The sequence below is a fragment of the Photobacterium sagamiensis genome (genome assembly GCF_050337085.1).
Taxonomy (GTDB): Bacteria; Pseudomonadota; Gammaproteobacteria; order Enterobacterales; family Vibrionaceae; genus Photobacterium; species Photobacterium sagamiensis.
In genome coordinates, this window is record NZ_JAKJSP010000075.1 from 1 (window position 1) to 26,304 (window position 26,304).

24 protein-coding genes, 2 tRNA genes, 1 other RNA gene and 1 pseudogene are annotated in these 26,304 nt (G+C 45.2%); 23 read left to right on the forward strand and 5 right to left on the reverse strand.

Annotation, left to right across the window (positions count from 1 at the left end):
* Positions 1-255: 255 nt before the first annotated feature.
* The 3 genes from L4D76_RS26180 to L4D76_RS26190 form a co-directional block, all read right to left on the reverse strand.
* Positions 256-948: an IS6 family transposase gene (locus L4D76_RS26180; protein ID WP_428443794.1), complete on the reverse strand. Its 693-nt coding sequence runs from the start codon at positions 946-948 to the stop codon at positions 256-258.
* A 328-nt stretch (positions 949-1,276) separates the two neighbouring features.
* Complete coding sequence (locus tag L4D76_RS26185) at positions 1,277-2,308, reverse strand: IS110 family RNA-guided transposase (protein WP_428443817.1); 1,032 nt, start codon at positions 2,306-2,308, stop codon at positions 1,277-1,279.
* A gap of 222 nt (positions 2,309-2,530) precedes the next feature.
* Entirely contained in the window at positions 2,531-2,728 is a 198-nt protein-coding gene (locus L4D76_RS26190; protein ID WP_428443795.1) for a hypothetical protein, read from the reverse strand.
* A gap of 417 nt (positions 2,729-3,145) precedes the next feature.
* On the opposite strand from L4D76_RS26190, the gene L4D76_RS26195 reads away from it, so the two are divergent.
* The 11 genes and pseudogenes from L4D76_RS26195 to L4D76_RS26245 all read left to right on the forward strand — a co-directional run bounded on the left by L4D76_RS26195 (position 3,146) and on the right by L4D76_RS26245 (position 10,436).
* Positions 3,146-3,236: transfer RNA gene (locus tag L4D76_RS26195), tRNA-Ser, on the forward strand.
* 45 nt (positions 3,237-3,281) lie between these two features.
* A non-coding RNA gene (locus tag L4D76_RS26200) (RtT sRNA) lies at positions 3,282-3,410 on the forward strand.
* Between the two features lie 412 nt (positions 3,411-3,822).
* Complete coding sequence (locus tag L4D76_RS26205; protein ID WP_428443796.1) at positions 3,823-4,536, forward strand: Crp/Fnr family transcriptional regulator; 714 nt, start codon at positions 3,823-3,825, stop codon at positions 4,534-4,536.
* Positions 4,537-4,686: 150 nt separating this feature from the next.
* A pseudogene (locus L4D76_RS26210) lies at positions 4,687-4,857 on the forward strand (IS1 family transposase); the annotation flags it as partial.
* A 299-nt stretch (positions 4,858-5,156) separates the two neighbouring features.
* Positions 5,157-5,381: a hypothetical protein gene (locus L4D76_RS26215; protein WP_428443797.1), complete on the forward strand. Its 225-nt coding sequence runs from the start codon at positions 5,157-5,159 to the stop codon at positions 5,379-5,381.
* Positions 5,382-5,469: 88 nt separating this feature from the next.
* Positions 5,470-5,628, forward strand: a complete 159-nt coding sequence (locus L4D76_RS26220; protein WP_428443798.1) for a hypothetical protein — start codon at positions 5,470-5,472, stop codon at positions 5,626-5,628.
* A gap of 49 nt (positions 5,629-5,677) precedes the next feature.
* Positions 5,678-5,742 (forward strand) — tRNA-Ser (locus L4D76_RS26225).
* A gap of 116 nt (positions 5,743-5,858) precedes the next feature.
* A complete protein-coding gene (locus L4D76_RS26230) occupies positions 5,859-6,083 on the forward strand; it encodes a hypothetical protein (RefSeq protein ID WP_428443799.1) in 225 nt (74 codons plus the stop codon).
* A gap of 377 nt (positions 6,084-6,460) precedes the next feature.
* Positions 6,461-7,603: a tetratricopeptide repeat protein gene (locus L4D76_RS26235; RefSeq protein WP_428443800.1), complete on the forward strand. Its 1,143-nt coding sequence runs from the start codon at positions 6,461-6,463 to the stop codon at positions 7,601-7,603.
* Between the two features lie 17 nt (positions 7,604-7,620).
* On the forward strand, positions 7,621-9,291 hold the full coding sequence (locus L4D76_RS26240; RefSeq protein WP_428443801.1) for a lipoprotein N-acyltransferase Lnb domain-containing protein: 1,671 nt from the start codon (positions 7,621-7,623) through the stop codon (positions 9,289-9,291).
* A gap of 23 nt (positions 9,292-9,314) precedes the next feature.
* Positions 9,315-10,436: a hypothetical protein gene (locus L4D76_RS26245; protein ID WP_428443802.1), complete on the forward strand. Its 1,122-nt coding sequence runs from the start codon at positions 9,315-9,317 to the stop codon at positions 10,434-10,436.
* Positions 10,437-10,912: 476 nt separating this feature from the next.
* Here the strand turns inward: L4D76_RS26245 and rhtB are convergent, their stop codons facing one another.
* Positions 10,913-11,536, reverse strand: coding sequence for a homoserine/homoserine lactone efflux protein (gene rhtB / locus L4D76_RS26250; protein ID WP_428443803.1), 624 nt, complete (start codon positions 11,534-11,536; stop codon positions 10,913-10,915).
* Positions 11,537-11,686: 150 nt separating this feature from the next.
* Between rhtB and L4D76_RS26255 the strand changes: the two genes are divergently transcribed.
* The gene (locus L4D76_RS26255; protein WP_428443804.1) at positions 11,687-12,166 is read left to right on the forward strand and encodes an Lrp/AsnC family transcriptional regulator; all 480 of its coding nucleotides are present in this window, start codon (positions 11,687-11,689) and stop codon (positions 12,164-12,166) included.
* Positions 12,167-12,643: 477 nt separating this feature from the next.
* On the opposite strand, the gene L4D76_RS26260 is transcribed toward L4D76_RS26255, so the two are convergent.
* On the reverse strand, positions 12,644-13,054 hold the full coding sequence (locus L4D76_RS26260; RefSeq protein ID WP_428443805.1) for an XRE family transcriptional regulator: 411 nt from the start codon (positions 13,052-13,054) through the stop codon (positions 12,644-12,646).
* 133 nt (positions 13,055-13,187) lie between these two features.
* Here L4D76_RS26260 and L4D76_RS26265 point away from each other — a divergent pair, with 133 nt between their 5' ends.
* The 11 genes from L4D76_RS26265 (at position 13,188) to L4D76_RS26315 (ending at position 25,958) form a co-directional block, all read left to right on the forward strand.
* Complete coding sequence (locus tag L4D76_RS26265) at positions 13,188-14,393, forward strand: C45 family autoproteolytic acyltransferase/hydrolase (RefSeq protein WP_428443806.1); 1,206 nt, start codon at positions 13,188-13,190, stop codon at positions 14,391-14,393.
* 164 nt (positions 14,394-14,557) lie between these two features.
* A complete protein-coding gene (locus L4D76_RS26270) occupies positions 14,558-15,358 on the forward strand; it encodes a LysR family transcriptional regulator (RefSeq protein WP_428443807.1) in 801 nt (266 codons plus the stop codon).
* Entirely contained in the window at positions 15,355-16,266 is a 912-nt protein-coding gene (locus L4D76_RS26275) for a LysR family transcriptional regulator (RefSeq protein ID WP_428443808.1), read from the forward strand. Before L4D76_RS26270 ends, L4D76_RS26275 begins: the two co-directional genes overlap by 4 nt.
* A 337-nt stretch (positions 16,267-16,603) precedes the next feature.
* Positions 16,604-17,554 carry a bifunctional enoyl-CoA hydratase/phosphate acetyltransferase gene (locus L4D76_RS26280; RefSeq protein WP_428443809.1) on the forward strand — a complete coding sequence of 317 codons (951 nt, stop codon included), beginning with the start codon at positions 16,604-16,606 and terminating at the stop codon, positions 17,552-17,554.
* Positions 17,554-18,633, forward strand: coding sequence for a butyrate kinase (gene buk, locus L4D76_RS26285; protein ID WP_428443810.1), 1,080 nt, complete (start codon positions 17,554-17,556; stop codon positions 18,631-18,633). The genes L4D76_RS26280 and buk overlap by 1 nt, the downstream gene beginning before the upstream one ends.
* A 64-nt stretch (positions 18,634-18,697) precedes the next feature.
* Entirely contained in the window at positions 18,698-20,104 is a 1,407-nt protein-coding gene (locus L4D76_RS26290; RefSeq protein WP_428443811.1) for an aldehyde dehydrogenase family protein, read from the forward strand.
* Positions 20,105-20,165: 61 nt separating this feature from the next.
* Positions 20,166-21,641: a transaminase gene (locus L4D76_RS26295; RefSeq protein ID WP_428443812.1), complete on the forward strand. Its 1,476-nt coding sequence runs from the start codon at positions 20,166-20,168 to the stop codon at positions 21,639-21,641.
* Between the two features lie 64 nt (positions 21,642-21,705).
* Positions 21,706-22,935, forward strand: a complete 1,230-nt coding sequence (locus L4D76_RS26300) for an iron-containing alcohol dehydrogenase (RefSeq protein ID WP_428443813.1) — start codon at positions 21,706-21,708, stop codon at positions 22,933-22,935.
* The gene (locus tag L4D76_RS26305; protein ID WP_428443814.1) at positions 22,932-24,119 is read left to right on the forward strand and encodes an aminotransferase class I/II-fold pyridoxal phosphate-dependent enzyme; all 1,188 of its coding nucleotides are present in this window, start codon (positions 22,932-22,934) and stop codon (positions 24,117-24,119) included. Before L4D76_RS26300 ends, L4D76_RS26305 begins: the two co-directional genes overlap by 4 nt.
* 327 nt (positions 24,120-24,446) lie before the next feature.
* Positions 24,447-24,959 carry a PadR family transcriptional regulator gene (locus tag L4D76_RS26310; RefSeq protein ID WP_428443815.1) on the forward strand — a complete coding sequence of 171 codons (513 nt, stop codon included), beginning with the start codon at positions 24,447-24,449 and terminating at the stop codon, positions 24,957-24,959.
* A 699-nt stretch (positions 24,960-25,658) separates the two neighbouring features.
* A complete protein-coding gene (locus L4D76_RS26315) occupies positions 25,659-25,958 on the forward strand; it encodes a hypothetical protein (RefSeq protein ID WP_428443816.1) in 300 nt (99 codons plus the stop codon).
* Positions 25,959-26,304 lie beyond the last annotated feature (346 nt).

Genomic DNA, 26,304 nt, shown 5'->3' on the forward strand with positions numbered 1-26,304 from the left:
AATCTTCAAGTATTTTAAAAAGTAATTTAGTGCTCAATATGAATATGATTAATTCACCAATGATAGACGAACCAATACTAACTAAAATAGCAGAATGCTTGCGGCTAGCCAGCACCACCCAACGGTTAGGAAATACATCTGTTTAGGGAAATTTCGAGCAAGACTCTCTCGCACGCTTTTTCTGAAAGCGGACAAAAAAAACGGTTTTGTCGCAGAGTTTAGTCTAACTACAGGCGCACTGATTTCCAGATACAATTAGGCTGCAAGCGCGTAAAATTCATCCCAAACAGATAAGCMTTCAGGGTTGTCGAGCTGCCCATTTTTAATCATCGACCACAGCTCCACGCCAGCGAGTGTGGCCYTTGCKCCTTCGTCTGATTTCCATCCYARACATTGATTCATTTTACCYTTCACTCTGCGGTGGCTTTGCTCGACGATATTGTTCAGATACTTRATTGAAAGGATTTCAATTAGACTCAGCATGTRCCCGTTATTCCAAAGCYCAACATTGATATGATGCAGTGCTAACGCGTTGGAATGGCTGCCGTCAATAACCACTTTCTCCGGTATTCCATGTTGRCCGATGGCCTTTTGGAAAAAGGCTCTMGCCGCTTTTTCRTCYCGCTTATCACGCAGTAGAAAATCAATCACATCACCGTACTTATCAACGGCCCGGTAGTAATATTTCCATTGGCCYTTGACGTTGATATAGGTCTCGTCCATCCGCCACGAAGACGCGACTGGCTTYTTCWYTTKKCGRGCWCGATGTTCYAGYAAKGGSGCATATTTRATSACCCAGCGGTTCAATGTTGAGTGGTCAACATTGATGCCACGCTCTGCCAATATCTCTTCAATTTCACGGTAGCTCAGCTTGTAGGAAAGATAGTAACGAACGGACTGCAGTATGATCTCGGAAGGAAAATGACGGCCTGTGAATTTAATGGTCATAATGTTGGAAGTGATGAATGTTGATGGAGATCATAACTTACGACTCCAGCTTGCGACATATATGAACCATCCCTATTTGCACGTTAATTTTCAATGATGTTGGTATAGGTCTAAGTTGCAGTCATATATTCGGCATCTAAGTTAAACTTGTGCCCTGATGTAAATCCGCACTCTTCTTCCTCATCAGAACCATGGCCTCTAAGGGCCGCGTCGCAAGACAGGTTTTAGAAGAGCAGGTATGACCTATGTTTCATCATCTAAATTAACTGACGCAAACTTATTGAAATGCTTACTGTTAGGTTGATGTTAAGCCACTCAATATTGTGTATTAGGCAGCCACCTTTTGACTGTTGAAATCAAACTCATTTCCCGTGCTCAGAATTGACCAGATGATCCTGGCATTCTTATTTGCCAGTGCAACCGCGGCTTTATTAAAGCTAAGCGTACATTTCTTCTGTGTTAACCAGCGGCCATATTCGTTGTCCAGGTTTTTACACTTCGACAAGGCTGCTCTGGCACCGTGAATAAGTAATGTTCGCAAGTATCTATCTCCTCGCTTGCTGATACCCAACAGAATCTGCTTGTCTCCGCTAGAATGCTGTCTTGGTACCAGGCCTAGCCATGCGGACATGTGCCTGCCATTCTTAAATACTGCTGGATTTGGAACCGCAGAGATCATTGCTGTTGCTGTTAATTCACCAACACCGGGTATTTTCATAATTCGGCGACAGTCTTCATTTTGCTTACAGATCTGTTGTACTTTTTTTCCTAAATTTTTCAACTTACCTTCAATTTCGACTAGCTCGTTGTAGAGGTCATTCATAAACTCACGAGATGCTACAGTCAGCTCATTATTTTCATTGGAAATAATGGAACATAATTCGGTTTTTACCTTTGATGCCCCTGTTGGAATAGTAATCCCGTACTCCAAATTGAGCCCTCTTATTTCGTTAATCAATGCCGTTCTRTTTTTAACTAACCGGCTTCTAATTCGATGTAGAGACTGTATATCTTGTTGTTCAACTTGCTTGATTGGTACGAAATTCATTGAGGGTCTACTGGCTGCCTCTGTGATGGCTTCAGCATCGTTAGCATCATTTTTGTTTGTTTTAACAAACGGTTTTACAAACTGAGGGCTAATGAGTTTAACTATATGACCATACCGTTGGAAAACCCGGGCCCAATAATTGGCTCCTCCACAAGATTCCATGACGATCGTACATGGGGGAATGTTGGCGATATATTCAGCCAATTCACCTCTTGATAGTCGTTTTTTTAAAACGGTTTTGCCATTATAATCAACACCATGCAGTTGAAAAACATTCTTCGCAATATCAATACCAAGTAAGTTAATGATCATCACTCTATCTCCCACTCATCAATGACTGATTTGATTTTCACCATAATCATAGCCTCGCGGTAGATTATGGAGTGGGATGGTTCATTACATTAGAACCGTATTACTTATTGGTTTGATAGGTTTTACCAATTAAGCCGTCTACTGAGGAGAGGGGGGGCGACATAACTAAAGCGCCAATATAGCGCTTTAGTTGTTTACCTGAGAGGTAATAGATATAAAGAGTTAGTGGATCAATCCCAGTTCTTTTGCTTCATCGATAGTTAACCCGCTTTCACGGATATCCCGTAGCATTTCAATACGTCTTCTCGCTTCTGCCTGCTGCTTTTTTTTGCCAGCAATGTTTGAAGCGGCTTCATCTTTGTAATCCCACTTAGAAGAAATATCAGCAATTTCTGTGTGGTCCATAGAGTTGATAGACACAATTACCTCCTATAGAAACCCTGCGTCGAAATCAACTTATATTTACCAAATGAAAATCCAAGAGTTAAGAGGATAAGTACCAGTTTGTGAGCCAATCCTAATTTATGAAACTATCACTAAATTAAGCTGTAACAGAGGCTTTTTAAGGCGTAACGTGGTTCATTCCAGCCCAGCAAAAACGGCGTGTTGAGATCAATTTTTTACAGATCTTGCCGCTGATGCACACACCCGCACCAATGCCTCGTTTATTTGTTCATTTATCTTTCTTTTCATTGTTGTGCGCTATGCGTTTAAGTTGGTGTAACTGTTTGCTTTTCAATCGATTGGCGATAAATGTGTGTGATTTGTTTAAACTATGAACGGTTGGTTTTTCAGGGCTTTACAGCCACCTCATTGCTATGTATTATTCGCGGCATTGGAGAGATGGCTGAGTGGTTGAAAGCACCGGTCTTGAAAACCGGCATACGTTTGTAGCGTATCTAGGGTTCAAATCCCTATCTCTCCGCCACATTCAAAAAAACCGCTGCACTGTCAGCGGTTTTTTTATGTCTGAATTTTGTGTTTAAAGATAGGGATGCAGAATCCTAGACAGGGTTCAACCGAGCGCAGCGAGTTCACAACGGCTCTGCCGTTAGCCCGCAGGGCGCGAGCTTGCGAGCAGTAAATCCCTATCTCTCCGCCACATTCAAAGAAGCCAGCTTAATTGCTGGCTTTTTTACATCTGATGCTTGGGAGAACCAAGGGTTCAAATCCACCATACCCAAAGCACTCCACCACATTCAAAGAAACCGCTGCATTGTCAGCGGTTTTTTTATACCTGAAAGATGATAGAAAAAGAGAGGGTGAAGAAGCCTAGGCAGGGTTCAACCGAGCTTGCGAGCAGTAAATTTCCACCTCTGCGGCAATTGCCAGAAGCAATGATTTAGCTAGTTCAGTATCATTAGATGAAAGCATCTTCCTCGTTGTTTTAATACAGTCATTTATGTGGTTTTAACCAGATTTTTTATTTCAGCTTCTATTATAGAAATATTACACCGAAATCGTAAAATATAAACTATAGTAATTTTGAGTTGGAGCTATGTGAGGATTCTTGCTTGAACGCCCTAATCGATCAAATTCAATGGCCATGTAATATCAGTGATTCACTGAAAACTCAACTTATTGAAACATCATCCATTATACATGGAGTGGACAAATTAAATTGTACACGACAGATGGCTGCTATACCTGCCGTGTATTATGTTCAAGAAGGCATCGCGAGTTTTAGTTTATGTTCTGAAGGAACAAAAGGAGTTAACTCTGTGTTGATTGGGCCTGGTGATTGGATCGGTGGCTCTGCGATTGCACAAGATATGAAAGTATTTGTTTCAGTTGAAGAAATAGAAAATATGTCTTTGGTATCCTTTCCAAAGGAAAAAATTTTCGAACTCGCCAAATCAAACAATGAGGTATATAAATGGCTTTATTATTGCGCAATGGAAATACAAAAAATTCTGTTGCAAGCTCAAATTTCATCACTTTATGATCGAGAGATACGAACTGTCTATGCATTATTAGATATTGCAAATCGTGTTAAATCGGTCAAAGGCAGCATGTCAACAATTAAAATATCCCAACATCAACTCAGTTTAATCACAGGTATTTCAAGGCCAAGAGTCAACGAAGTACTTAAAAGTCTTGAAAAAAAAGGTGAAATAATTATTCAGAGAGAGTGTATTTATCTTGCTGATCTTCAAGCTTTAGGGGCAAGAATTGAGAATCTCAACCTGATGTTTAACGATCCGAGAAAAGACTTTGAAAGCCAATGATCCATATTTCATCATACATGTTGATCATGACGCCAAAGCGTGGTCAGGGCGTCTGCAATGTTAATTTGAGGCTCTTTATTCAATGCTAAAATCGACGTTCAATGCTGCTTTTGCAAGAAACTGTACCAGTTAGACTATAGATACAGCGACACTCAGCGAATAGAGCGACATAACCCAACACAGAAGATACGTCTCAAATGATTAGCGTGAAAAACAATTTGTTTTTCGAAATCAGCAGAAATGCATGACAAGGGCATAGGTACTTTCATCGAAAGGTACTGTTTCAACGCTTTGAAGTCATTACCGAAATGTAGGTTCTAATGTAATGGCTCATTATTATTTATTAGGAAATGGTACTTTTGTTCTTTGGGGAACAGACATATTGGATTGAACAATTAATAATCACTCCATGATTTAACGGTACTGATGTTTATTACTTGTTCTGCATGTAATCAAGGCTTAAATAAGAGCAGTAAAGAATAATATTTCATCCCGGTATCATACGCGACAATCAACTTTATTATTGACAAATAAGTGAATTATTAGCGACCTAAATCACTGTAATGGCTCGTTATATTAATTGTCCATTTAATTTCATGTATATATAGGAATAAACCATAATGAAATTTTTACGTTGTACTATTTACCTTGAGAATACTCCCAATCATTTTTTCTCTGCAGATGAAGCTATTGGTTTCATTGAAAAAGACCTAAGAGACGAGCCTTCTTTAAATGGCTCAATTATAGTAAGAACTCTATCTGAGGAAGCTGGCTTCAGATCTGGCGAGGCTAGGTTCTGGTTTGGGAGTCAGGAAGCCATAATGGAGAATTTGATGAACTTCTAACGGTGTATACCCAAGTTACCTCAAGGTGCTGGATCACTCCCGAAGGGCTATTTTTCCAGGCACTAATGTTGCGTATATAGGTGTGATGATGATGAAAAGAGAAATGTTAATACGAAATATCTCTTACATGAAAAGAGAACTTTCTGAGATGGAAAAGGAGTTGGCAATGATGGATGCGAAAGCAGAATTACTCGAGCCAATGCGCCAATGGGTTTTAGACTCAAAATCCAAGGATAACTACCGTTAGGCCATACGGTATAAAAGACCTGATGATGTTATATGGCACCATACAGTTTCCCCTTAGTTCAGTTGGTTTAAGTTAATCAGTATGTCGCTGGTTCGAGTCCAGCAGAGGGAGCCAAATATAAAAAAGCTGCTTAAGAGCAGGAAAGAATATTATTTCATCCCAGAATCACTGTAATTACTCGTTAACTTAATTATTGGTTTAATTTTATATATATATAGGAAGAAACCATAATGAAATTTTTACGTTGTACTATTTACCTTGAGAATACTCCCAATCATTTTTTCTCTGCAGATGAAGCTATTGGTTTTATTGAAAAAGACCTAAGGGACAGGCCTTCTTTGAATGGCTCAATTATAGTAAGAACTCTATCTGAGGAGGTTGGGTTCAGATCTGACCAGGCTAGGTTCTGGTTTGGGAGTCAGGAAGCTATGCTGGAGAATTTGATGAACTTCTAACGGTGTCAGGCCTGAACTTTTTGGAACCGGAGGTATCCGTATTGCCAGTTCATACATCGGAGAGGACGCTTTGACGACGTCCTCTTTTCATCACCGTGTTACCCCATAGCGTTACCTGTTTTGCAGCTCAGCTCCTCAACTCCATATATGCCATGTCCCCCTGAGATTATTTGTCTATTAATCCGTCATTAATATCTGTGTTTGTAGTGTTGTTCATTATTTAGCTTTGCTCCTGTATTTGCCAGTGCTACTGGTTTTATATTATTGATTAATGCTTTGGCAGGGAATAATGATGCTAGTCAATTAATGCTTCTAGAAAAATCCGTATCATTTCGTGCTTTTGAAGGAACCATTAATTCTAGGTGTAATAAGAAAAAATGCTCAAACCTCCACATTATAAAAATATCCCCCGTTATTTATTGTTGTTATTAAGTTTTCCGCTTATAAATGGCACGGCTTATGCCGGTTATTCTGCAGTTCGCGTAAAGTGCGACGAAAACGATACCAAAACTAAAATATTCATAAATAACAAGTACAAAGGTGAATGCCCCAAAGTCGACACCATAGTTCCCGCAGGCAAAATAACACTGCGAGCACAGAAACAAGTTGATAACGAGCATGAACAAGTTTTTGTCAAACAGTTAGATATTGTTGAAGGTGAGCCTCAGCGAGTTAATGTTGAGTTGGGGCCGACTCAATTAACGGCCAGCGCTAAAAGAGAACGCGAACAAGCCGCTGAAAAGCGTGAAAAGTTGGCGGTTAAAACAGAGCTAACGGCTGCGCGGGATGGCGATGTCGTCGCAATGGAGAAAATGGCTCAGCGCTACGTAAGCGGAGCCGGTGTAGCCAAGAGTAAAGCCAAGGCAGACTACTGGCAGCAGAAGCGTGAATCTGTGATGGCACAAGCTGATTTAGCTTCGGCCAAAGCGGGAGACATTGCTGCGATGAACGCGATGGTTCAGCATTACCAACAGGGTAAAGGCGTCTCTAAGAGTGCTAAGCAGGCCCAGCTTTGGACAGACAACATTGAAGCCGCTCAAGCACAAGTCGATCTGGCTTCGGCAAAAGCCGGCAATACCAAAGCCATGAAGGCGGTAAGCCAACGCTACCAGACCGGCAAGGGGCTAGAGCAAAGTACAGATCAAGCCCAATACTGGCTACAGAAAGTCGATGAGACTGCAAACTTAAAACTGGCTGAAGCAAAGCGAAGAGAAGTACAGAAAGAAATCGATGACATTTCCTACATTGATTCTACAGGGCTGGGGTCTTGGGCACTGGATACAGTAGATGGGCAGAATGTTACTGAGGTGTTCCTCACAGGATTACCAGCATTAACCATTATGACAGCTTTCGATGTTATTTCTACGCCGATCAATTTAAGTCGACAGGCATATTTATCTCAGCAATTGGCGGCTCGCCCATCGACATGGGCCAAGCCTGATTCGATGATGGCCAAAGCTTACCAACAGCAGCAAATACGTATCGAAAAATCGGAAGAACCTCTCTTGGCTGCGCGATGATAAGATATCTGCTCCTCATGTCGCTGTTGCTGTCAGGGTGTGCCCAGCAACCGACGAAGGAAGTAACAAAACCGATCTCGACTCAAGATTGGCAACAACTGGAGGCGCGGCTGCAGCCTGCGCCTCCAGGGCTGCGAAAGGCTATTGCGCGGGAGACCAAAGATCGCTTGGTTCCCGGCAATCAAGCCGAACTTACTCTTCAGGGCGACCAGTCTATGTCAAGTGGGGCGTTACTGCATGAGTTGCTCAAATCGACTGATAACCCTCTGTTATTACCGGATCAGGTGTTTTATAAGGCTCGGACTACCGTTAGTGGCAATCAAGTGTCATCCGCCCCTTCTTATGCCCGAATACTATCGGACTATTTGATGGAGCCGGATTTTGCCTGCGGACAGCCTATCTATGCCCGGTATTTTCAGGAGCGTTACCACGGCAGCGCATCTGGTTCACAGTGTAATGACAAGCTCCCTTTTGTTGTCATCGACCGCTATAAAGGGGGAGAAACTCTTTGGTTGTCGCCAAAGCGAGTCAGTGCAATCCACTTGCTTTTTGCTGGCGAGGGGAAAAACATGAGCTCTCGCTTTGGCCATGTTGCGCTGCGTCTGGTGGTTTGTCCCGAAGGACAGTCTGATCAGGAGAGCTGCGACAGCAACTTGTTCGAACACCTTGTGCTTGGCTATATGGCCCATATCGATGAGTTTGAGCTCAATACCTTCAAGGCGCTGAGCGGGCGCTATAACGCCTACCTGTTTGCTTTTCCCTTCATTGATGTATACCGGGACTATGCGATAAGCGAATTTCGCGAAGTGTACTCCCTGCCATTGGTGCTTGATCAACAGCAAAGAGAGCAAATGGTAAAAGAGCTGGCCGAAATTCACTGGCGCTTTTCCGGAGACTATCGTTTCTTCAGCCAAAACTGTGCATCCTTGCTACAGCAGACATTGCACACGCTGATCCCAGAGATGGAAACGGATGAGCAATTGGGGACGGATTTTATCCGTCCGGACCACCTGTTTGCAGCGGCAAAACGATCCCGGTTGGCTGAAGGCGACAAGCTCAGTTCTTTGCAAATTGCTGAGCAGCAAGGCTACTATTTTTCCAGCACCATGCCTTTTTACAGTGAGGCTGTCTCGCTTGTCCAAGCATCAATGAGCAGTCCGGAGTTTACGGACTTAACCAGCTATCTTCAGCTTAGCCCCATCCAACGCCTGGATAGTATTTATCAGGATGTCCGTTATCTCGAGCGACTGAAAGCCGAACAGCATCTGTTTAACGCTCAGTTGCTGCTTGAAGAACTGGCTTTTGTCCGCAGTGAACGCAGGGTGATGGCAGAAGGTACCCGATATTTTCAACATCTGGACGATCAGGCCAAAGTGGAAAGTATCTATGCCCAGTTGAGCTCTGAGCAATCCCGGCTATTTGACGCATGTTTGTTAAGGCCTGTAAAGCAAATCACCGAACCGGTCATGCGTTTGTCGGGCATTCCCGGCCAGGCTGAAATACCTGCTCTGCAATCGACCCCGACATGTGAAAGCCAGCAGGCACGGAAAGAGCTGGCGCACATATTATCGATTGTGAATATGGATGATCAAGATAAAGCGCAATGGCAGCGAGTCATCAGTGCATCACACCGAATGAAGCTCAATATGGATAATATTGCAGCACTTAATCAACTCAATTATGAATAAACCAATAATATCAATAGATTAAAATGAAAATAAAACGGACATTACTTACTTTATTAATTAGCTTTATATCGATAATCACCTTTGCGGCGCCATCATCAGGCAATGAACAGCTTAGCCAGCAGGAAATGCTGGATATGCTTGATCAGCTTGATCAGCTTGATCAACTGGATCGCATGGACTTTCTCGATGCCTTAGACCGAGCTAATGATTGTATCTCATCCCGAAATTACCATTGTGCCGAAAAGCACCTTGGCGAGGCAGCCAAGTATGCTAACGGCAAGTCTGACAAAGCGGAGATACTGATCGCCAAGCGGGATCTTGGCAATGAAAGAGATCTTGAGGCTAAAGAAATCGCCATGGCTAAACAGCGCAAGCGTGAAGCCGAACGGCGAGAAAGAGAACGACGACGCGAGGAAGAGAGGCTAAGACGCCTTGCATGGGAAGAAGAGGATGCCGCCGATGATAACCTTGCCATGAATACTTTCATGCAGGGCCTAAGCCAAGGATTAACCGATCTGGCTGACAGGAATGCGCAGCGTAATCTCGAGATCAATGCGGCTATACGCCAGGCGAACACGTTAAGGGAACAGCAAGAGCGAGACTATATTGAGGCACAGCGTAGGGCCCAGAAGAAGGAGGCTGAGTGGCAGAGAAAGCAACAACAGCAACTCACCCAGCAGCGGGCTCAAGCCGAGCAGCAGAGAAAAGCCGAAGCGGACCGCAGGCGTCAATTGGAACTGGTACGTCAGCGTGAGGCTGAAAAACTGGCCAGACAGAAAGAAAAAGAGCGTCAGAAGCGAGAAAGGGAGCGTCAGCGTCAAGCCGAAAAACGGGCCAAAGAGCAGGCCGAGCGTACTTATCTTAATAAGCTGACGGCAGGAACCCGGATGGCGGCCATGAAATGTTATGGTGATATCTATGTTGGTGGTCAACTACCTAAAATTGAGCCAAAAGTGGTTAAGTGCGTTGATGTTCACTATCGGGTGTACTGTCCGAGAACAGCGCGCTCGACAACCGGCGTTATGGATTACTTTACCAGCTATGATCTGGGCTGTTGGGGTGAGAACGATAAACTCACTTCTGACTTGGGTTGTAAAGCAGAAGAGTTGCGGGTTACAGCGCAAAAGGTGACAAAGTGTAATTAAGCCACTCGTGGTAGTTAAAAACAAATAGTTGTGAAAACAAACAGGGTCAATTACTAACTTAAGTAATTGACCCTGTTTTTTTGTTTTGATTGCTCATTTGCTACTTTTTGCGAACTGGACTTTTGGTGTACTGACTTACACACTAACTGTCAGTTCGCGCCGTTAGATTCAACTTAACCAAACAGCTTGGAAGCTCGCAGATGCGAGCATTGTCTTTGAGTGGTTTTTGCCCCATGCCTTGTTAGTGCTAATGCTCATTCATAGGCTGTTAATGTGGATTTCCCATATATTTGATAATGTTTGGCTGGATGTGTTAACGGTCGATGAAGGTGCTGACTTTCTCCCATTTTCGAGCGTTGCGCAAAAAACAGAGTAATCTGCTGGTTTTACCTCTCAGCGAGCCTCACTCTCGAATGCGGACATTCGTCAAGGCTGAGGGAGTGGACTCCCCCCACGACCCTGATCAGAAAAGGTGATTAGCTGCTTCGATAGCCCGCCATCACAGTTGCTGCAACGATGAACATTCCACCGAAAATACGATTTTGAACTACTTGGTGTCTCTTGCTGTTCATCCAGCGTGATAGCTGGGCTGCCAAGCTGGCGTAGCCGATCATGACGGCAATATCAGTCAGTATTAGGGTTGTCCCCATGACTACGTATTGAGTTACATGGGTGTCAGCATGTATGTCGATAAACTGGGGGAACAACGCCAGAAGAAATATAGTTGCTTTGGGATTGGTGAGGTTCACAAAGGCAGCCACCCAAAACTGACGCTTTTTACTCTCCTTATTCGAGGCCGAAGCTTCCATACCTAATGGCGTTTGAGTCCATTTTTTATAGCCAAGCCAAACCAAGTACGTCACCCCTAGCCACTTAACCACTTCAAAAGCGAGGCTTGATGAGGCTAGCAATTTGCCTAAACCAACACCCACAAGGATGATTTGGATACCATACCCGAGCTGTAATCCAAATATAGACGGCAGTGTTCGTTTCACACCGTTTTGAAGCCCGTTGCTCATAGTATTTACCGCACCTGCGCCAGGAGAGATAGAGATGAGCAATGAGGCAACAAGAAAGGCTAACCAGAGTTTTATTTCCATGTGACGCTTATCCCTTGTATTTGTTGATGAATTTGTGGTACCAACCATCTTACTATCCATGACAGGAATTGCCTTTCCTTTTTCAATTGATATAAGAGTAATATTGGAATAGTCTTTCTATTTTAAAGTTATAAAAGGTAGAGTCTTTACATGAAGCAGGCGGATAGAGTTGATATTGCCATTATGGAGCGCTTGCAACAGGATGGACGTCTGACGAACGCCAAGCTCGCTGTAGAGCTTTCGCTGAGTGAAACACCTTGCTGGCGACGGCTAAAACGTTTAGAAGAGGAAGGGTTTATCGAAGGCTATCAGGCCAACTTGAACCGTCGAAAACTGGGATTTGGTGTTATGGCTTTTGTTCAGCTCACTTGCATCAAACACGATGTAGATACAACCGAGACATTTGAAGCCATCATTCAGTCCTCTGCCAATGTGCTGTCTTGCTACAACACAACAGGCGAAGCCGACTTTATGTTGCAAGTAGTTGCCAAGGATCTTGATGACTATAGTCGCTTCGTCGAAAGGGTTCTGAGAAAACTACCTGGCGTATCCGTAATTAGTTCAAACATATCTCTTAGGGAATTGAAGTCATCAAGTCGATTACCAATTGCTAGTTCCAGCCGTGACTAAAGCGCTCAGTTTCCGCTTCTGATTGACAGCTGTCAGATTATATTGAAGCTTGAAATGAAAGAACGTCATATCAAGTCTGAACTTTTACAAATAAGGATATGTGTCGCGCAGCCAACACATATCTGAAGCGTTGAACAAGCCCGAGCCTGCTTACCAAAGTTGCAATACCACACCTAATCCAACACCACTAAACCAGAATAAACACTCTAACGCGTTTCTGTCCCACAATGAGTTTCGTGGGTTCTAAAGAACTTGTGTTCTAAAGAACTATTGCCCCTTTCCGCGTTAGAGTTTCTACTCATTAACATTTTATTCATGGCGATTAACCATACATGAACTAATGAGGTGATGGATGGTGTTTCTGAAGGTCAGCATTGCTCACTTATTACCAAGAGCAAGCTTACAACTCTGCCCTTAGATTCTGTCTTCTTCTAGCTAATAACTCTTTTTAACCTCATCAGAGACTGAGACATTAGCTTAATTACCTCGCCGATCACGTTTTTGCAGATCTTTATACAAATTACTCAGAAACTCAATGTCTTCTTTTGGTGCCGCAAGCATTTGATCGAGAAAATGCAACGTACTTGCTGAGAGAGGTAATTGCCCTCCATACAGCCGTTCAAGTTCAGTCATCGGGAATATTTGCAGTATGCTGATATCAAGTGCTTTGGCAATGCGGAAAATATCCAGCAGGGTAAAATGACTTCGCCCTTCACGATCCATCTTTTCATAGAATGACGAGCGGCCAAGGTTGGCTTTTTGCGCAAGTGTATTTTTAGACAGCTTTGAATGTACCATCATGGTTTCCATGCGCTCAATCACCATCATGCGAAACTCCCGCTCTTCCACGCCGAAGAACTCAAAGCCTTCTGTTTCTATCTCTGCCATAATTTGTTGCCTTTCCGGATTTCTGGAATCAAGGATAGCATTGTGTCCGAATAATGGAAAAATCTCTCGATAATATGTCCTCAACGCTAAACGGGATACCCAAAGCTATCTATCAACCGATGAGGACTGAATTATGCTCACCTTTAAACGTACGATTTTTGCAGCGACGGTAGGGCTCTCCATGTTATCTGGGACGGCTAGCGCGATTTCATTAGAGCCAGTAGAAGGTTTGAACGTACAGCAGCCATACTACGCGCCAGAGAACTTTGTTCAGCAAACAAACATACCGGTAGTCGACATTCGAGGTGTACAACCCGCTGATTACGCAAAGGTATTTGAAGCACAGATTGGTGAGCAGGTTCGACGTGGTATTGAGGAAGCCAAATATGTTTATCAGCTGGCAGGAATCGATTTAGCTCAGTTTGAAAAACAATCGAAAAAGGTGCTAGAGAATTCTCGCAAGTTAAACCCAGAGTACTTTGTTATTGTCGAAGCGTTGGCAAAAGTTGGCGGAATTACGGTAGAAAAGATGTTCACCCTGAGCCAGTTGGATGCGGCATTAGCCTCAGCGGCGGAGGCTTCGCTGAGAGGTTGTACTACAATGAGTTTCGATGGTACCGGTGTGGTTGGACAGGTGAACGATACACCATCCTTATCCGGTGGTAATTATTGGGTTCTACAAGCCGATGACTTTATCCAAGTTATGGCGTCAGGCTTTTATGGTTCAGGGCAAACATTGGGTAAAGAGCTAGGGATTGTGATCAATTTTCAGGGCGCAGATTCTAAAGGTGTTGGTCTCGACTCACCGATGGCGATAGAGCTAGGCGCGCTGCAAAACTATATCGTTCGGCATGCTAAATCCGTTGACGAAGCGGTAAAAATTCTAAAAAAACATCGAACGGTGGTGGCATCACACTTTAATTTTGCGGATCGTCAAGGCAATACGGTCGGCGTTGAAATGCTAACTGAAGGCAATTACGTGATTAAGCGTGCTGCTGGAATCGGCCATGCTAACCACTCAGAGCGACCGGGCGTCATGCAAGCTTTCGCGGAATCTATAGGGATGCCTGAGAAAAGTAAAAAACGTACCATCGCAACCGCCTATACTGAATGGCGTGCGCAGTTTGCTCAGCAATTTATTGATAATACGCCGGAGGGCAATATTGATGCGGCAAAATATGTGCTTAATACCAAGCCAATTGCTCAGCATGCGGCATACGGCTCGGACTTTATTACGACTTTAACCGCGGTAATGGATACAAAAATGGGTTGTATGGAAGTTGCACCAGGTGTGGGTGAATGGAATGATTTCCAAAAAGTATGCTTTAACGAACAATAATAATGTGATTTAGATGATAATTTAAATAATAACGGGCCACTTCGGTAGCCCGTTTTTTATTTTGCACTCAGTTAATCTAATTAAGTATGTGGAAGTTATGTTGACCAAACTGCCAATCAAACACATCAGCGAGCTTCTGGGTGATTTCATTTTCGGGAAGTGGTATGTACAGTGAAGAACAATTGACAATATTTGCCAAAGTGGTCGAGAGCGGTTCATTCAGTAAGGTGGCATTGGATCTTGGTCGTTCACAATCAGCGGTTTCAATTGCTATTCGTAACCTTGAAGAGGCCCTTGGCTATCGTGTTTTTGATCGTCTCGGCAAAAGGGTTCAACTCAACTATCAAGGTGAGCAGCTTTATCAGTTGTGCCAGCGTCGGATAGTGGCATTGAGTCGTTTACATAAAATTGCCGATAATCTTCACCACGCAATTGAAAGTGAAGTGGCAATTTATATTGATTGCGAAGTGGATCCGCTACCTATTGCCGCTTTACTCGAGAAATTCCATCGTTGTTTCCCTTTTACCCAGATAGTCATGCAACAGACATGGCAATCTGCCTCTTTGCTCATCGTACCGGAAGAGCCGTTAGCAGATGAGACTGCAGAAAATGGCTGGAATTGGCAGCTGTATTCTGAGGATACGCTATTACCTGTTTCAGGACCTGCTGCTAATCATCACACACAGTATATTGAAGTTCCTTGGGGGCCGAAAAGCCCGACACGACATCATCTGATGACCTCTAAGCCGACAATTGCGCTGCAGATGGTGCTTGGCAATATGGGGTGGTGCTGGCTCCCCCGCTTTTTGTTAGCTCAATATCAATGCGGTTTGGATTACAAGACAGTAACGAATATAGAGCCCATTACCAGACGATATGTATTAGGGGTAAGCAAAGAGAAGGGGCCAGCGTTACAGTGGTTGAACGAGCAGGCTTTGGCAAGTCAAGTAGGGGATAAATTATGATGCAAAGCGACTGCCTGAAGGCATTACTTGCGGTTAAACAAGCGGGTTCAATTTCTACTGCGGCCAAAATTGTAGGGAAAAGTCCCTCTCAGGTCAGCGCTTGGCTGAGTAGTTTGGAGATTGATATGGGGTTGACGCTGATTAACCGCGAAGGTTACCGCGCTAATTTAACCCCAGAAGGTGAGGTCGTCGCGCGACATGCCAAAGATGTGTTAAGCGAACTTGAAAACATCGATAGCAAAATGGCAACACCGGCACTGCTAGATCCTGCGCAGCTCAATATCGCGTTACTTGATGCTTTACCGGTCGCTCCGTTTCGCGATGCCTTGTGGCAGCTGCAGCAGTATAAGCCGGAATTAGGTATTCAGATCGAACACTTACATACCAGTGATATTTTGCAAGGTATTGAACAGGGGGAAGTTGATTTCGGCGTTATCTTCTTTCACGGCAATGTGTACCCGGGGATGACCGAACATATTATGGGCTATACAGAGATTGTTACCGTTGTTGCAGCCGAACATACATTGGCAGAGAAACCACATGAATTCAGTACCGATGATCGGCTCGGCCACCTGCAATTGTTGCCGGCTAGTTATTTAGGCTTTGGTATCGATAAAGTGTCTAAGTACTCGGAGAATTACTGGTTGCTAGATAGCTTTGAGATGTTGCTATCCCTGCTAGAAAAAGGTGTAGGCTGGGCTGAGCTTCCTCGCCATTGGGTTGAACCCTTGCTCAGAACGGGCAAGTTGGTTCAGTTAAAACCCAAAGGAGTGAGCTCTTTGTGGTGGCCGTTGCAGTTGGTATGGCAAAAACATCGCCCGTTAGATAGCACTGCCTTATGGTTTATAGAAAAATTGACGAGTCCTAAACCCGGCTTATCGGTTGCAGGCTTGCCGTTCTACGATTAATTTCAAAACAGACCCGGTGGCCTTAAACGTGGCCATCATAATAATTTCTTTATTATCATTCTTCAGTTCCAGTTCAATTATTCTGCCTTCCCTTGCCATTGATATAAGTCATTTCGAATAAGTTCATCCGTCAATTTTAACGATTTTGGTTCAACAGATAACAGTGCTGTGATCGAGATAGCATTATTCCGTCATTCCTCCTTCTTCCTTATAAGTTTTATCGAACGACATCAACTTAGCTTTGTGAGCATAACTGAATAAACTTTGTTCGGTCCAATGACAACTTTCGACATGCATTGCTTGCTGATTGCAAAAAGAACAAAAGGATAACCCTACGATGACTAACGTTGAACGATTCCTGAATCAAGTCCGCCAGAGCAGTCTGGGTACGAAACGACTAGTGGTAGTTGCTCCCCATGACGAAGCAACCCTCTTGGCGGTTGAACATGCCCGTAAAGAGCAGCTGATTGAAGCGACTTTAGTCGGTGAAGAGGAAAAAATCGTCGCTGCCGCAGAGAAAGCAGGGGTATGTCTCATGCCTTACGACGTGGTGGCGACATACGGTGATCCCGCGGCTGCAGACTGTGCGGTAAGGCTGATCGCGGATGGTAAAGGCCAAGCGCTGATGAAAGGGCTGATCGATACGTCGATATTGCTCAAAGCGTTATTGACAAAGGAATATGGTCTGCGTACCGGCCGCCTGTTTAGCCATGTCGCTTTGCTGCTTCCGCCTCAAGATCACGGGTATTACCTGCTGACCGATGCCGGTATGAATATCTCCCCATCGCTGCATGATAAACAGCAGATCATTGAGAATGCCGTTGATCTGGCGCATGCCCTCGGTAATAACAATCCAAATGTGGCTCTGCTGTGCGCAAAAGAAAAAGCGTACGACAAAATGCCGGCAACCCTGGATGCGGTAGAGCTGCAGGCACGCAATCTCGCCGGTGATATAACTGGTTGTACCGTCAGTGGTCCGTTGCAGCTGGATCTCGCGGTCTCGGCGCAGGCGGCGATGATGAAAGACTGTCAGGATCCGGTTGCGGGTAACGTCGATATCTTTGTCGCACCGACTATCGAAGTCGGTAATGTGTTTGGCAAGGCACTGAAATACATGGGCGGCTATGTTTATGCCGGAGTTGTCCTCGGGGCAAAAATACCTGTGGTATTGGTGTCGCGGGCTGACAGCGAACAAGAGAAGTTGCTGTCCATCGCGATGGCCTGCGTGTGTACGGCTTCGGAGCCGATGGAAGCGGGACGGATGATGCCAGAGATGGAGAGTGCATAATGAAAATTCTTGTCATTAACCCCGGTTCTACCTCGACCAAAATTGGTGTTTTCGATAACCAAGCGAAATGCTTCGAACAGGTTTTGCGCCACGGTAGCGAAGAGCTGGCACAGTTCGACAATGTCACGGCCCAGTACGGATTTCGTAAACAAACCATTGTTGATGCGCTAATGCAAAGCGGTATCGCCTTGTATGAACTGGATGCGATTGCTTGTCGGGGGGGGGCGTGCAAGCCGATATCCGGTGGCACTTATCTGGTTGATGAGCAGCTTTGCCACGACCAAGCCAATAACCCTATTCAACATCCCTCTAGCTTGGCAGCTTTGATTGGCTTCGATCTGGCGAAAGAGCTTGGGATCAAAGCCTATTTTACTGACTCCCCAATGACCTATGAGCTCAGTGAGCTGGCGTCATTCAGCGGTCATCGTCACATCAAACGCCATGGTCGTTTCCATGCTCTTAATGCAAGGGCTGTAGCGCAGACCTACGCCCAACAGTGTAACAAGCATTATTCGGAACTGAATTTGATTGTCTGCCACATGGGCGGCGGGATCACTATCAGTTTACATCAGCAAGGACGGGCGGTGGATGCGACCGATGCGATTGCCGAAGGGCCGATGACCCCGGAACGGAGTGGTCGATTGCCTGCCCGAGATTTGATTGATCTCTGTTTCTCTGGTCAGTACAGCCACGACGAGATGAAAAAGCTGCTGCAGGGCGAAGGCGGAGTATTTAGCTATCTCGGTACTGCCGATATGCGCGAAGTGGAGGCGGCAGCCGAGGAAGGTGATCGCGAGGCTCGCATGGTGCTGGATGCGATGATCTATCAGATTGCGAAAGAAATTGGGGCAATGGCACCAGTCGTAAATGGCCAAATTGACGGCGTGATCCTCACCGGCGGCATTGCCTATAGCCAGTACGTTACCAGCGAGCTGAACAAGCGTGTTGGATATCTCGCAAATATTGCTATTTTCCCCGGCGAGATGGAGCTGGAAGCCTTAGCGGCAGGCGTCCTCCAAGTTTGTCATCAAAAGCAGCCCGCCAAGTGTTATGGCGACAGTATCAAAGCAGACGTATAAGTGACCTTACAACAATTAAGAGGACCGGTGTTCGTAAGCTCTGGCCTCGATAAGGATAAATATTATGAATCAGCAAGTTAATCCAATTTTTCAGACTATAGATGGCAAACAGTTTGGGGTTTATGAAACGGCGGTAGAGGCGATTGCACTCAGTGCGGCTGCTCAGGTTGAATTTCAAAACGAATTTGGTACAGAAGCGCGAAACCGCATTATTGCTGCTATTCGCCAAGCGATCCTCGACAGCGCAGGTCCATTGGGTGAGATGGCAGTAGAAGAGAGCGGTTTAGGTCGAGTTGCCCATAAAATCGCCAAAAATCAACTGGCTGCCACGGCAACACCGGGGACGGAAAGCCTGCTCACCCAAGCCGTATCTTCCGATGATGGATTGACGATCGAAGAGCGTGCGCCATTTGGTTTGATTGGTGCGGTAACGCCGGTGACCAATGAAGTTCCGACGATTGTCAGCAACGTGATTTCGATGTTGGCGGGGGGAAATGCGGTTGTTTTCAACGTTCACCCTTCGGCAAAAATGACATCGGCGATGGCGATTGATCGGATTAACCGGGCGATTATTGCATCTGGCGGTCCGGCCGATCTGGTGACGATGATCAAAGAGCCGACCCTCGACACACTGCAGGAAATAGTTAAGGCGCCGGAAGTTCGTTTGCTGGTGGGAACTGGTGGACCTGGCCTAGTGAGGGCATTGCTCAGCTCGGGCAAAAAAGCTATCGGTGCCGGTGCGGGTAATCCACCGGTTGTTGTTGACGGATCTGCAGACGTGGCACTAGCTGGGGCATCGATTGTGGCCGGGGCCTCTTTCGATAATAACCTGCTGTGTATCGGTGAAAAAGAAGTGTTTGTGGTGGAGCAACAGGCCGATGCATTGATCGACGTGATGACACAATCTGGGGCTTATCTGCTCAATACCGAACAAGTCGAGCAAGTCACAAACTTGGTACTGACCGCAGATAACAACGAAGAAACGGCGAAAGCCTGCAGCTTTGGTATGGATCGCGAGTATCACCTACGCAAAGAGTGGGTGGGTCAGGATGCGAAGAAAATTCTTGGCGCTATCGGTGTCGAGGTGGCCGACCCGGTGGATTTGCTGATTTTTGAAGCGCCGGTCAATAACCCGTTTGTCCAGCTAGAGCAAATGATGCCGGTACTGCCGATCGTTCGTTGTCAGGACTTCGCCCAAGCGGTCGATTTTGCCGTCGACGCCGAGCACGGTAACCGTCATTCAGCCTGTATTTATTCAAACAACGTCAATAACGTGACCGCTTTTGCCAAGCGTATTGGAACCACGGTCTTTACTCAAAATGGTCCGACGCTCGTGGGATTGGGCTACGGAGGGGCTGGAACAACCTCGTTCACCATTGCTGGCCCAACTGGGGAAGGCATCACCAGCGCCCGTGACTTTACTCGAGTTCGACGCTTTGCAATCGCGCAGGGTGGCAATCGCATTATCTGATTTTTTGTGCCGGAGGCGATGATTTCCGGCCATCTTATACTTCACACAAAAGGAACTGATTATGACTACCAGCTTTTATCGTCACCCTGAACTTTGGCTACCGGAAATTGCAGGCACCCACGTTGATCTTGAGCACCTTGAGCAGCTTTATAAACAGGAAGAGGCGCTGTTCACATCACGGATGAAGAAGAGTAAAGCGATGCATGAGCGTGCGGTAAAATCAATGCCGAACGGCGTTACTAACTCATGGCAAAGTGTATGGCATGTACCGCATCCGTTTTATATCTCAAACTGTAAGGATAACCGCGTAGTCGATATCGATGGCAACGAATACATCGACTTCAACTTAGGTGATACCCCTGACCTTTACGGTCACTCACCAAAAAATGCGGTTACCGAAGGTATTATCGATTTGCTGCAAAACAGCGGTATCAATACCTTGGTGTCCAATGAAGATGCGATTGTTGCCTCAGAATTGCTGACCGAGCGTTTTGGCCTACCGTACTGGTTTACTGCCTTGTCGGCTTCTGATGCTAACCGCTTTGCGGTCAAACTGGCGAAGCTGGCGACGGGTCGTAGTAAAGTGCTGCAATTTAATATGGCTTATCATGGCACGCTTGATGAAACCAATGCCTGGATGCCAGAAGAAGGTGTGGTGGAATATCGTGTGCCTGAAATTTACCCAGGTCAAGATCCCGCCCAGTTTACCCGAGTGGCGACGTTTAACGACCTAGTATCGGTTGAAGAACAGCTTAAACATGGTGATGTCGCAGTCTTGCTGACAGAACCTGCTTTATCGAATTCAGGTTTGACGCTGCCGAAACCCGGTTTCCACGAGGGCCTGCGTGAGCTGTGTACCAAGTACGGTACATTACTGCTGATTGATGAAACCCATATGCAGACTACGGCTCACCATGGTGCGACTGGTGAGTGGGGGTTACAACCGGATATCTGGGTTGCGGGTAAATGTATTGCTGGTGGTATTCCATGCGGCGTTTATGGGTTCTCTGAAAGCGTTGCCGAGTTATTCCAATCGACTATAGGCAAAGGCCCGTGGCACATGGCGGGTTTGCTAGGTCAGCAAACGACCATGACAGGTAATGCGTTGTCTCTGCGTGCCCTGCGTTTGAACCTTGAGCATAACGTGACTAAAGAAAACTTTGCTCACATGATTGGTACCAATACCTACTTAACACAGAAACTGAATGCCGTGATTGCCAAATACAGTGTGCCATTAAGCACTGAGCAGGTTGGCGCACGTACTTGGCTTCATTTCTGCGAAAGTACTCCGGTAGAAATTGAAGATTGTGTTAGAGGGATCGGTATTGTCGGTCACTTTATTGATTACATCTTTATGTATCTGTTCAACCGCGGCGTAATGATCATTCCTTTCGGTCTGAATATGTGGCTGGTCTCTCCGCAAACTACCCAAGCTGACTGTGATGTCTTTGCCAAGCATTTTGAAGGCGCGGTGATTAATATGTTCCAGCTCGATTTAGCGACCACAGAATCCTGTGCCGAAGAACTCGAAGCATAAGTGATTTACGAAGTTGTAGCGGACCCGAAAGGGTCCGTATTTTGCAGATCTAAAGGGACTGTGTATGTGGTTATATAAAACAATCATTGGGGTGAACAAGCAGCTGAATAAGCTGATCCCTATTCCTTTTCCAGAGCTTGTCCATGGCTCTGGCTGTATCGCTGACGCGGGTGACTTGCTCGCCGCGCAGGGCGTGAAAAAGCCGCTAGTGGTAACAGATAAGATGTTAGTTTCTTTGGGAATAGTGGAAAAGTTAACCTGCTCTTTGGAAAAACATCAGATTGAATATACGCTTTTTGACGAAGTGACGCCCGATCCATCAATTGCAACCGTTAATGCTGGTGTAAAGGTATATCAACGGCATAACTGCGATGCCATCGTGGCACTAGGGGGCGGTTCTCCGATTGACTGTGCCAAGGTGATTGGTGCCAAAGTGGTAAAAAAGGCGAATGTGAAAGCGCTCTCTGGTAAGTTGAAAGTTCGGAAAAGACTGCCGCCATTTATGGCGATCCCGACGACAGCGGGTACGGGCTCGGAAGCGACGATCGCGGCGGTGATCACCGATCCTGAGGCACGCAGTAAGTTTGCCGTTATTGATCCGGTACTGGTTCCCCAAGTAGCGTTGCTCGACCCTGAGTTAATGGTGGGGTTGCCAAAGCCTGTGACAGCGGCAACAGGAATGGATGCGCTAACTCACGCGATTGAAGCCTACCTCGGTTCATTTAGCAATGAGCTCACTGATCGTTATGCGAAAGAAGCGATCACTACAATTTTTGACCAATTGCCGAAAGCGTATACTGACGGGAGCGATTTGCAGGCGCGCGAGGCAATGGCGATGGCCTCGTATCAGGCAGGGTGTGCCTTTACTCGGGCATTTGTTGGTTATGTTCACGCCATCGCTCATCAGTTGGGGGGCTTGTATCATATTCCCCATGGGTTAGCGAATGCTGTGCTTTTACCTTATGTATTACGTTTTAGTTTTCCTGCATGTCGTCAACGTTTTGAGGATATGGCGGCATTGATTGGTTTAGCGCATGGCGAGCAGTTTATCGAAGCTGTTGCACAGCTTAACCAGCAGCTAAATATTCCGGATATGTTTGAACAGTTAAAAGCTGACGATATTCCTGAGATTGCTCGGCGGGCGTTAAAAGAAGCACACGGCACGTATCCTGTACCACGTTATATGACACAGTCACAGTGTGAAGCCTTATTAAGGCAATTGTTGTCATCAGAGACAGGTTCTTTAGCGGGTAATAATATGACAAGCCGAACCACAAAAGTGGCTACTCCATGAGTATCTTTGAGCGCATTACGCATCACCAGATGGATGAAATTAGCAAAGTGAATCAGCGTATTACGGCTGATCGTCGCTCCGAAAAGCGAGATCTCGTTTCTGGTGTGATCCAAGATGAAGCGGGTTCACCGATAGTATTACCGACGGTGGCTGATTGTCGACAACGGCTTATTCAGTACTGGGCGAAAAATCAGTATCTGGCGCCTGAAGGCACCGCGAGGTTCAATACTGCGGTGACCGAGCTGGTGTTTGGTCACGCACTGAGTGATGCGTTTTGTTCTCAACTAGTCACTTTGCAAGCACCTGGTGGGACAGGAGCTTTGCGATTAGCATTCGACTTTTATGCCTCGAGCCTCAATGGTAGACGTTTGTGGGTGGGAACACCTGGGTGGTCGAATTATCAGCAGATTGCGACTGCGGCGGGAGTAGAAATGGTCAATTTCCCGCAACAGGCAACGGTAGCGCAGTGGTTGGGTGTGCTTGAGCAAGCAGAGCCGTATGATGCAGTCTTGTTTCAGGCGGGCGCCCATAACCCGATCGGTATGATGTTGGACGCTGAAGATTGGCATAAAATCGCTGACCTGTGTCGCCGCAAACAGTTGTTACCGATTTTGGACAATGCCAGCCAGGGATTGGGACAAGATATAGAAAAGGATGCAGAAGGGATTCGGGTCATGGCGCAGTTATGCCCCGAATTGATTGTCGCCAGCTCTTTTTCGAAAAATTTCACGTTGTATAACGAACGTGTTGGCGCTGTCTCAGTTAAAACCAGCGTACCGATATTTACCACCCAAGCCAAAGAAGAATTGCGCACTATTGTTCGGGCAAATTACTCTTCACCGGCGCCATTTAGCACGGCGATAGTCGCGGAAATTCTAGGTGATCCGCTGTTGTATCAGCAGTGGCTGTCAGATCTGGTCAAGATAAGGGCGATGTTGGCTAAACGTCGTGATAGCCTGCTGGCCGCGCTCAATGTTAGAGGTAAAGGTGTCGTCTGTAGCGAACAAAGGTACGGTTTGTTTATCCAATTGAATCTAAGCACTCAGGTTATCAGCGATTTGCGAGAAAAAGATGGCATCTATTTGTTGAATGACGGGCGGCTGAGTCTTGCTTCGTTATGGCAACAAGATATTGCGAGAATAGCCATGATAATTAATCGCCGCGCTTTTAAAAAATCAAACTAAGCCGCATAAATGAGCAGGGCAAGAGCATGAGTTACCAGCTTGTTAATTTAACCTTTGATATTCAATATTCAATATTCAATATTCAATACTCAAAACACAAGCTGTCTGATAATTATGGAAAAATAAGATCGTAGCATCATCAGTCAAAGTAAAATTTTTTCAATGGTAATAGCCAATATTCACATTGTATGAATATTGAGCATTCATACTCACGCCTTGACTACTTGATAATCCAGTCAAGCAAATAAGTTGACGAAGAAACCTGGAGGGGGGCTATCTTTGTTTACCCTGTTAGCACCGAAACAAAGTTGATAAAAAGAGAACAAAATGAAATTAAATAATCTAGCAATGCACATTTTATTTTCGCTACTGAATGGAAACGCAACTGGCTATGAATTAACTCAGTCTATGTCAAAAAGCCACGTATGGCGTTCATCTCATCAACAGGTATATCGTGAACTGACAAAGCTGGATAAATTGGGGCTGGTTATGTTCACAACCGTCCACCAAGAAGGCAAGCCAAACCGTAAACCGTATTCAATCACGGCTGCTGGTCACGCTGCTATTGAAGCAGCCGCAAAAAACATGACTCCGATCATTTCTCCGGTTCACAGTATCCGCACGGTTATGATTAATTCTGGCAACAAAAAATATTTTGGAACTCTCGCAGAGCAACTGAAAGCAGAGATTTTATTGATTAAAACAAAAATGATAAAAGAGGATTGCCCTGTTGGGCATCTATCCATGTGCCGCGAGATTTATCATCATACCGCCGAGCTGGACTTTTGCGCGGACGTGCTAATGCATCTCGCGCAGAACGCCAACCAAAAAGCAGCTTAAAAGGAAAAAATGATGCTGTAATTTGTGGTTGCAATATGGGGAGTAATATTGATAACGGGCCTGTCTTTGACGAAGTTAAACAGCAAGCGGCTTGATTTTATCGAGTGTCGCATATGATCACAAATAGGATTACTCGTCAACTAAACGCTTTTGATTGAAAATCGTTCACGATCTTGCCCTGCATAAATGAGCATGCCAAACAATCAAGAACTTATAAATACATTTTGAATGAACAAATAATCATTAACTTGAATTGCTAAACTTTTCTTGATAAACCAATGTCTTACCATGGTGTCAGATTAAGGTAGACATTTATCCGTGAGTGAAATGGTACGGTGAATTTGGCCATAGTTCAGAAAGGAGTTTGTCTAGCTTTATGAGAAAGCACTGATTTTTCCATACGATCCTTAATCCTAATTAACAAAAACCAAGCCAAGACTCTAAGTTGATTTTGTCCCACCTCAACACACGAGAAAATGGCGACGTGAATAATAAGTCGCCATTCTCACATGTTTTTAATAAGCATTGCTGAAATCTTGACGCTCGAAAATTCCCGGAAGCGAGCATCTTAACGTATTTCACACAGCCAGTGGTACAGGCAGAAATCTCGCGGTTTGAGATACTTTTCCTTATCCGAGGCGTCCAAATTAGAGCATAAGTTCTAACAAACTTATGTCCCTAAGTGTGATAGCCAACAACTTGGAAAAGTCTCCTGAACAGTTCCCTAATGGAGCCTATCTTGTTAAATTTTCCAACTCAGAAGACCTTGTTGATGATAATGATCTCGACTACTCAAAAATGGCGATGGTCATCTCATTAGAAACAAGACCCAAGGGAAGTAAAAATTTGATAGGAGGTTTCAGGCCATTAATTCAGGCTTTAGAAGGGATTGAATGTTTGGGGACTATCGACGAGGCAAATAACAATTATATGCTTGCTAGCTTTTGGGTTGTTGAGCCGACTGATCCATTTGAGTTAGAACAACTGGAACATGTTTGAAATCGCGGAACAGAAGTGAAACGGATGTGTGTCCAATATCCACAATGATTGATTGTGTGGATATGGTCGAGTGGGCTGATAAGGTTGTTTCATTTTGAGTCCACCGCGCCTAACAAAAGCGGTTAACAGGGACTGGCCTTCCACGCCGCTTCGCTTTGCTACAGGCCAGCCCATTGCCGCGAACATTAGACGTTAGGTTATTTCACAGTGCTAGCAATTAGACACGAGAAAAACGGCCACGCTGCTAGGATTATAGGTGTGGCAATACTCATAGTGGGCTGCAGCATTGTTTTACCCATGAACCGGCTACTTGCGGAGAATAATATGACACTTACACTCCGATCCG